Source organism: Inquilinus limosus MP06 (assembly GCF_000767795.1).
GTDB lineage: Bacteria > Pseudomonadota > Alphaproteobacteria > DSM-16000 > Inquilinaceae > Inquilinus > Inquilinus limosus_E.
In genome coordinates, this window is the sequence record NZ_JANX01000392.1 from 1 (window position 1) to 6,014 (window position 6,014).

Here is a 6,014-nt window from a genome sequence, read left to right on the forward strand (position 1 = left end):
CCACCACGCCGATCCGCTCGCCCGGGGCCGGGCGGTAGCGGCCGGACAGGAGGGCCGCGAAGGCCGCGGCCCCGCCGGGCTCGGCCACCACGCGAAGCCCGGCCCACAGCGCGCGCTGGGCCTCTCGGATCGCGTCGTCGGTCACCAGCGCCGTGGCGGCCACATGCTGCCGCACCACCGGAAACACCCGCTCGCCGATCCGCTTCGGCGCCAGGCTGTCGGCGGCGATGCCGCCGGTCGGGGCATCCACCGGCCGGCCGGCCTCGAAGGCCTCGTGCAGGGTGGGCGAGGCCTCGGGCTCGATCCCGACGACTTTTACGCGGCCGGCATACCAGGCAGCGATGCCGCCGATCAGGCCGCCGCCGCCGACCCCGACCAGCACGGTGTCGACCTCCGGCGCCTGGCTCTCCAGCTCCAGCGCCAGCGTGCCCTGGCCCAGCATGGTCTCGGCCTGGTCGAAGGCGTGCACCGACAGGGCGCCGGTTTCCGCCACCCAGGCGTCGCAGGCGGCCAGGGCGTCGGCATAGCGGTCGCCGCCCACCACCAGATCGGCGCCGGTGCGGCGGATGCGCTCGATCTTGGCGGGGGAGGAGATGGACGGCACGAAGATCCGCGCCGGCAGACCCAGCGACGCCGCGGCATGGGCCACGGCCGCGCCGTGATTGCCGCCCGAGGCGGCGGCGACGCCGACCGCCGGCACGTCGCGGGTCAGCAGGTTGGCGAAGGCGCCGCGGGTCTTGAACGACCCGGCATGCTGCAGCAGCTCCAGCTTCAGGGTGATGGCGCCCGCCTCGATGCCGAAATCGCGGCCTGCCGCCTCGACCACCGGCGTGCGGCGGATATGCGGCCGGATCACCGGCTCGATCCGCGCGATGCCGTCGCGGTCCACCTGCTGCATGTCCCGTCTCCCGTTTCGGATCGGTGTTCGGCCAAGGAATTCGTCGGATTGCTAATTACCTATCCGCCTGGGCGGCGACAGGCAAGCCCGAATCGTCCGGGCAGGGCAGGGGCAAAGAAAGGGGTATATGCCCCTTGACGCGAAATGGGCCTATGCACCATATCCCGCTCCATGAAGACCGAGCGCAACACCAGGGAAGGCGCCCTGGCCTGCAACGCCACCGCGATGCGCAAGGCGTCGCGGCGGATCGCGCAGCTCTACGACGACGCGCTGGCGCCCGCCGGGCTGCGCTCGACCCAGTTCGCCATCCTGGCCGAGTTGCACGAGCTGGGGGACAAGACGCCGACCCTGGCGGAACTGGCCGCGGCCCTGGTGGTCGACCGCTCCGCCCTCGGCCACACGCTGCGGCCGCTGGAGCGGGACGGCCTCGTCGTCCTGAAGGCGGGCATCGAGGACCGGCGCCGCCGCCACATCGTGCTGACGGCGCGGGGCCTCGCCAAGCTGCAGCAGGCCCTCGGCCTGTGGGAGGCGGCGCAGGCCCGGTTCCACGCCGTCTTCGGCCAGAGCGAGGCCGAGGCGCTGCGCGGCGCGCTGCTCGACATCGCCTATGACGAGCGGCTGGGCACGCTGAAGGACTGAGTTTCGCATCGGAGGACGAGCCGCCGGCCGTCACCTTTCATCAATAGAAATGGGCATATGCCCTTTCTGAAGGAGAGCATCATGAGCACCACCGGCAACACCACCGCCCTGATCACCGGCGCCTCCTCGGGCATCGGCGCGATCTATGCCGACCGTCTGGCCAAGCGCGGCCACGACCTGATCCTGGTCGCCCGCAATGCCGGGCGCCTCGGCGCGCTGGCGCGGCGCCTGACCGCCGAGACCGGCCGGACGGTGACGCCGCTGGCCGCCGACCTGACCGACAAGGACAATCTGCGCGAAGTCGAGGAGGTGCTGCGGACCGATCCGCGCATCGGCGTGCTGGTCAACAATGCCGGCTTCGGCTCCGCGGCCCCGCTGCTGCAGGCCGATGTCGACGCGATGCAGTCGATGATCGACGTCAACGTCACGGCGCTGACCCGGCTGACCTATGCGGCGGTGCCCGGCTTCGTCGCCCGCGGCGGCGGCACGGTGATCAATATCTCCTCGATCGTCGCCGTGGCGCCGGAACTGCTGAACGGCGTGTATGGCGGCAGCAAGGCCTTCGTCCTGGCCTTCAGCCAGCAGCTGCGCCATGAGCTCGAGGCCAAGGGCATCCGCGTCCAGGCGGTGCTGCCCGGCCCCACCTCGACCGAGTTCTGGGACATCGCCGGCGCGCCCATCGTCGCCCTGCCGCAGCAGATCCAGCAGCGGATGATGCGGGCCGAGGACCTGGTCGACGCGGCGCTGGCCGGCTTCGACCAGGGCGAGGTCGTGACCATCCCGGCGCTGCCGGAGATCAAGGATTGGGACGCGGTCGAGACCGCCCGCCGGGCGCTGGCGCCGAACCTGTCCAATGCGGCCCCGGCGGCGCGCTACGGCTTGTGAGGCCTCGGGCTAGGGCGGCGTCAGCGAATGGACGAAGTCGCTGATGCCGCCCAGCGTGATCTGGGTGCCGACGCAGAGCAGCAGGAAGGCCATCAGCCGCGATAACACCCGCACCTGCGACTGGCCGAGCAGCGCCACCAGCCGGTCGGCCGAGGAGTAGGCGACCCAGACGCCGGCGGAGATCGCCAGCGCCGCGGCCGAGGCGCCGAGCACGAAGGGCAGGAAATCCGGCTGCCCGACCGGCAGGTTCGAGCCGATGGCGATGGCGACCGAGATGGTGCCCGGGCCGGTGGTGAAGGGCATGGTCAGCGGATAGAAGGCGACGGCGTCGATGCCCTCCGCCTCCGACGCCTGCTCCTGCTTCCGCTCCTCCTGCTGCTCGGGCGATTGCAGCAGCCGCCAGGCGCTGGCGGCGACGATCAGCCCGCCGGCGATGCGCAGGGCGGACAGGCTGATGCCGAAGAAGCTGAGGACATAGGCGCCGCCCCACAGCGCGCCGAGCATCACCAGGGCGGAGTAGACGCCGATCTTCCGCGCCAGGGTCAGGCGCTCGCCATGCGACCGCGCGGCGGTGATCTGGCTGAAGATCAGGGCGGCCCCGATCGGGTTGACGATCGAGAACAGGGCGGAGAGCGTGAGCAGGAAGGTCTGGATCGAACCGCTCATCCGCGACTCCGAGGTGGTGCCGACAGCCTGACCGATCTTCCCGCCCGGCCGCAACTGTCCGATCGGTGAGCCGATCCCGGGACGGCGGCATTGCGGGAGTTGCGTCGGGAGCGCCTGTCGCTTTAGCTGGGGCATGCGCCCGCCCGACTGGCCCGATCCGGATGTGCTGCGTTTCGTCCCGCATGGCGCGCAACGCCTTCGGTCGGCGATGACCGATGCCGAGCTGTCCGGCCTCGATGCCGCGCTTGCCGGCCTGCCGCCGGATCGCGCCGGCATCAGGTTGCGAGGAAACATCGCCTTGCAGCCCCTTCTAGCGAAGGATGGGCCCGTCGGCGCCGCAGCGGCCTCGATCCTGGGCGATGCGGCCCGGCCGGTCCGGGCTATCCTGTTCGACAAGACCCCGGCCGCCAATTGGGCGCTCGCCTGGCACCAGGATCGGACCGTCGCGGTGACCCGGCGCGTCGAGGTCGACGGCTTCGGGCCCTGGACGGTCAAAGACGGCCTGCAACATGTGGCCCCGCCCTTCGCGGTGCTGGCCGGCATGGTCACGCTGCGCGTCCATCTCGACCCCGTGCCGATGACCAATGCGCCGCTGCTGGTGGCGCCGGGATCGCACCGCCTCGGCCGCGTCGCGGCGGCGAAGGTGCCGGATGCCGTCCGCCGCTGCGGCATCGCGGCCTGCATCGCCGAGGCCGGGGATATCTGGCTGTATGCGACGCCGATCCTGCATGCCTCGGAAGCGGCGCGGCAGCCGGCCCGCCGGCGGGTGCTGCAGGTGGATTTCGCCGCCGGCCCGCTGCCGGGCGGTCTTGAATGGGCCGGTCTTTGAGCCGGGAGGGCCGACGGATGACCCGGGAAGCTGGATGGATCGTCGTCCTCAACGGCGCCCCGCGATCGGGGAAGTCGAGCATCGTCGCTGCGATCCAGGGCTGGGACGACGGGCCCTGGATGAATCTGGGCGTCGATGTCCATGCCCGGCACGTCACGCCGCCCGGCTACCGGCCGGGTCTCGGGCTGCGGCCCGGCGGCGAGCGGCCGGAGATCGAGGCCTGGGTGCCGGTGTTCTATGCCGGGCTCTATGAGTCGATCGCCGCCCATAGCCGGCTCGGTCTGAACGTCGTGGCCGATCTCGGCCATCACGACGCCTATTCCGAACCGCTCGGCATCCTGCGCGATTGCGCCCGGCGCCTGCTCGGCCTGCCGGCCCTGCTCGTCGGCGTGCGCTGCCCGGTCGGGGAGATCATGCGCCGGCGCCGGACGGGACAGCCGGGGCGGGAGGGTGAGTATGCCGTCGCCTCGGCGGATGACCCGGTGCCCGAGCCCGTGCTGCGCTGGCAGCGCGAGGTGCATCGGCCGGGGATCTACGACCTCGAGCTCGACACTTCGGTGCTGAGCCCGTCGGACGGCGCCGCCGCGATCCGCCGGCGCCTGGACGACCCGGCTCCGTTCTCGGCGTTCCGCAGGCTGGCGGCGGAGTAGTGCCGCCCTGGTCGCGGCGGATTTCCAGCTGTAGCGGGAGCGGCCCTGGCGCCCCGGGCCGAGGATCTCGACGCCTGGCATCCTGGCCGGCACGGGCCGAGGATGACGCTGACGATCTCGGCGCAGGCCGGCGTGTCAGAGCACGAAGTCGCCGGCGGCCAGCGCGATGTGGCCGGCGAGGGTGATGTGGAAGTCCGAGGCGCCGTCGCCATTGACGTCGCCGGCAATCGTGGTGTCGGCGCCGTTGTACGCGTAGCGCAGCTCGCCGGCGTGATGGGTGTAGAGACCGGTGCCGATGAAGGTGAACGCCTGGTTGCCGGCCATTCCCAAGTCGGCATCGATCGCCGACAGGTCGATCCGGTCGCCCTGGGCATGGCTGAAATCGGTGATCCGGTCGGCGTTGGTCCCGACCGCGCTGTCGGCAGTGCTGCCATAGACGAAGCGGTCCGCCCCGGTGCCGCCCGTCAGCGTGTCCTTGCCGCCGGCTCCGGTGAGCGCGTCATTGCCGTTCCAGCCCTGCAGGGTGTTGGCGCCGGCATTGCCGGTGAGGCTGTCGTTGCCCTGGCTGCCGGAGAGGTTCTCGATCCCGGTCAGCGTATCGCCCTGGGCATCGCCGCCACTGCCGGCGCCGGTGGCGAGGGTGACCGACACGCCCGCCGTCCCGGTGAAGTAGCTGGCGGTGTCAATACCGGCGCCGCCATCGAGATGGTCCGCCCCCGCACCGCCGCGAAGCACGTCGTTGCCGTCGCCGCCGCTGAGGGCATTGGCCGCCGCCGAACCGGTGAGAGTGTCGTTGTAGAGCGAGCCGTCGATGTTCTCGATATCGGCGCCGACAACGTCGCCCTGAGCGTCGCCGCCCGTGCCGGCGCCGCCGATGGTCACGGTCACGCCGCCGTTGCTGTAGGTATAGTCGGCGGTGTCGATCCCGGCGCCGCCGTTGAGCCTGTCCGCCCCGGACCATCCCACGAGCACGTCATTACCGTCGCCGCCCTGAAGGACGTCGTTGCCGTAATGGCCGTCGAGACGGTCGTCGCCGGCCAGCCCGGCCAGGCGGTCGTCGCCGTTGCCGCCCCGTAGGTCGTTAGCGGCGGCGGATCCGGTCAGCACGTCGTTGAAGGCCGATCCGATGATGTTCTCGACGTCGGCGGCGACGGTGTCGCCCTGGGCATAGCCGCCGGTGCCCGTGCCGCCGACCGCCACCGTCACCGCGGCCGGGCCGGAACTGTAGTCGATGGTGTCGAGACCGGCGCCGCCGGACAGGCTGTCGGCGCCGGCATAGCCGACCAGCAGGTCGTCGCCGTCACCTCCGCGCAGTGTGTCGTTGCCGTTGAAGCCCTTAAGGGTGTCGTCGCCGCCGCTGCCCGAGAGCGTGTCGTCGCCGTCGTCGCCATCGAGCTCGTTGTCGCCGGCCGAGCCGGTCAGGGTGTCGGCGAACCGCGACCCGTTC

Annotated in this window: 7 protein-coding genes; 4 read left to right on the forward strand and 3 right to left on the reverse strand. The window is 71.5% G+C overall.

Going from position 1 to position 6,014, the window contains the following annotated elements; translation table 11 throughout:
- The coding region (locus P409_RS23895; protein ID WP_052121306.1) for a threonine/serine dehydratase at positions 1–898 on the reverse strand (898 nt) is incomplete at its 3' end.
- Between the two features lie 171 nt (positions 899–1,069).
- On the opposite strand from P409_RS23895, the gene P409_RS23900 reads away from it, so the two are divergent.
- Together P409_RS23900 and P409_RS23905 are read left to right on the forward strand one after the other, a co-directional pair.
- Positions 1,070–1,537: a MarR family winged helix-turn-helix transcriptional regulator gene (locus tag P409_RS23900; protein ID WP_034844564.1), complete on the forward strand. Its 468-nt coding sequence runs from the start codon at positions 1,070–1,072 to the stop codon at positions 1,535–1,537.
- Between the two features lie 81 nt (positions 1,538–1,618).
- Positions 1,619–2,422, forward strand: coding sequence for an SDR family NAD(P)-dependent oxidoreductase (locus tag P409_RS23905; protein WP_034844569.1), 804 nt, complete (start codon positions 1,619–1,621; stop codon positions 2,420–2,422).
- 9 nt (positions 2,423–2,431) lie between these two features.
- Here P409_RS23905 and P409_RS23910 read toward each other — a convergent pair whose 3' ends face one another.
- Positions 2,432–3,088: a MarC family protein gene (locus P409_RS23910; protein WP_034844570.1), complete on the reverse strand. Its 657-nt coding sequence runs from the start codon at positions 3,086–3,088 to the stop codon at positions 2,432–2,434.
- Between the two features lie 163 nt (positions 3,089–3,251).
- On the opposite strand from P409_RS23910, the gene P409_RS23915 reads away from it, so the two are divergent.
- Both P409_RS23915 and P409_RS23920 read left to right on the forward strand, forming a co-directional pair.
- The gene (locus tag P409_RS23915; protein WP_034844571.1) at positions 3,252–3,917 is read left to right on the forward strand and encodes a phytanoyl-CoA dioxygenase family protein; all 666 of its coding nucleotides are present in this window, start codon (positions 3,252–3,254) and stop codon (positions 3,915–3,917) included.
- 17 nt (positions 3,918–3,934) lie between these two features.
- Positions 3,935–4,567, forward strand: coding sequence for a chloramphenicol phosphotransferase CPT family protein (locus P409_RS23920; protein ID WP_034844565.1), 633 nt, complete (start codon positions 3,935–3,937; stop codon positions 4,565–4,567).
- A gap of 135 nt (positions 4,568–4,702) precedes the next feature.
- Here P409_RS23920 and P409_RS23925 read toward each other — a convergent pair.
- On the reverse strand, positions 4,703–6,014 hold a 1,312-nt coding region (locus tag P409_RS23925; RefSeq protein ID WP_052121309.1), incomplete at its 5' end, for a calcium-binding protein.

Bases quoted from the DNA above. Each gene is read 5' to 3' on its own strand.
- P409_RS23920 (WP_034844565.1), top strand. From the start codon at position 3,935: ATGACCCGGGAAGCTGGATGGATCGTCGTCCTCAACGGCGCCCCGCGA.
- P409_RS23900 (WP_034844564.1), top strand. From the start codon at position 1,070: ATGAAGACCGAGCGCAACACCAGGGAAGGCGCCCTGGCCTGCAACGCC.
- P409_RS23905 (WP_034844569.1), top strand. From the start codon at position 1,619: ATGAGCACCACCGGCAACACCACCGCCCTGATCACCGGCGCCTCCTCG.
- P409_RS23910 (WP_034844570.1), bottom strand. From the start codon at position 3,088: ATGAGCGGTTCGATCCAGACCTTCCTGCTCACGCTCTCCGCCCTGTTC.